Here is a 1,230-nt window from a genome sequence, read left to right as displayed (position 1 = left end):
TTTTTTGTGGAGAGTTTGATCCTGGCTCAGGACGAACGCTGGCGGCGTGCTTAACACATGCAAGTCGAACGGAAAGGCCCTGCTTGCAGGGTACTCGAGTGGCGAACGGGTGAGTAACACGTGGGTGATCTGCCCTGCACTTCGGGATAAGCCTGGGAAACTGGGTCTAATACCGGATAGGAGCCATTTTTAGTGTGATGGTTGGAAAGTTTTTTCGGTGTAGGATGAGCTCGCGGCCTATCAGCTTGTTGGTGGGGTAATGGCCTACCAAGGCGGCGACGGGTAGCCGGCCTGAGAGGGTGGACGGCCACATTGGGACTGAGATACGGCCCAGACTCCTACGGGAGGCAGCAGTGGGGAATATTGCACAATGGGCGCAAGCCTGATGCAGCGACGCCGCGTGGGGGATGACGGCCTTCGGGTTGTAAACTCCTTTCGCTAGGGACGAAGCTTTTTGTGACGGTACCTAGATAAGAAGCACCGGCTAACTACGTGCCAGCAGCCGCGGTAATACGTAGGGTGCGAGCGTTGTCCGGAATTACTGGGCGTAAAGGGCTCGTAGGTGGTTTGTCGCGTCGTCTGTGAAATTCCGGGGCTTAACTCCGGGCGTGCAGGCGATACGGGCATAACTTGAGTACTGTAGGGGTAACTGGAATTCCTGGTGTAGCGGTGAAATGCGCAGATATCAGGAGGAACACCGATGGCGAAGGCAGGTTACTGGGCAGTTACTGACGCTGAGGAGCGAAAGCATGGGTAGCGAACAGGATTAGATACCCTGGTAGTCCATGCCGTAAACGGTGGGCGCTAGGTGTGAGGGTCTTTTCACGACTTTCGTGCCGTAGCTAACGCATTAAGCGCCCCGCCTGGGGAGTACGGCCGCAAGGCTAAAACTCAAAGGAATTGACGGGGGCCCGCACAAGCGGCGGAGCATGTGGATTAATTCGATGCAACGCGAAGAACCTTACCTGGGCTTGACATACACCGGATCGGGCTAGAGATAGTCTTTCCCTTTGTGGCTGGTGTACAGGTGGTGCATGGTTGTCGTCAGCTCGTGTCGTGAGATGTTGGGTTAAGTCCCGCAACGAGCGCAACCCTTGTCTTATGTTGCCAGCATTTGGTTGGGGACTCATGAGAGACTGCCGGGGTCAACTCGGAGGAAGGTGGGGATGACGTCAAATCATCATGCCCCTTATGTCCAGGGCTTCACACATGCTACAATGGTCGGTACAA

Annotated in this window: 1 rRNA gene; it reads left to right on the top strand. The window is 55.5% G+C overall.

Annotation, left to right across the window (positions count from 1 at the left end):
- Nucleotides 1–3 precede the first annotated feature (3 nt).
- Nucleotides 4–1,230 (top strand): 16S ribosomal RNA (locus MHX61_RS11210); the annotation flags it as partial.

The sequence above is a fragment of the Corynebacterium sp. ACRPF genome (genome assembly GCF_022347395.1).
Classification (GTDB): domain Bacteria; phylum Actinomycetota; class Actinomycetes; order Mycobacteriales; family Mycobacteriaceae; genus Corynebacterium; species Corynebacterium tuberculostearicum_D.
Note: the sequence above shows the minus strand (reverse complement) of the source record. Positions and strands in the feature narration are given on the sequence as shown.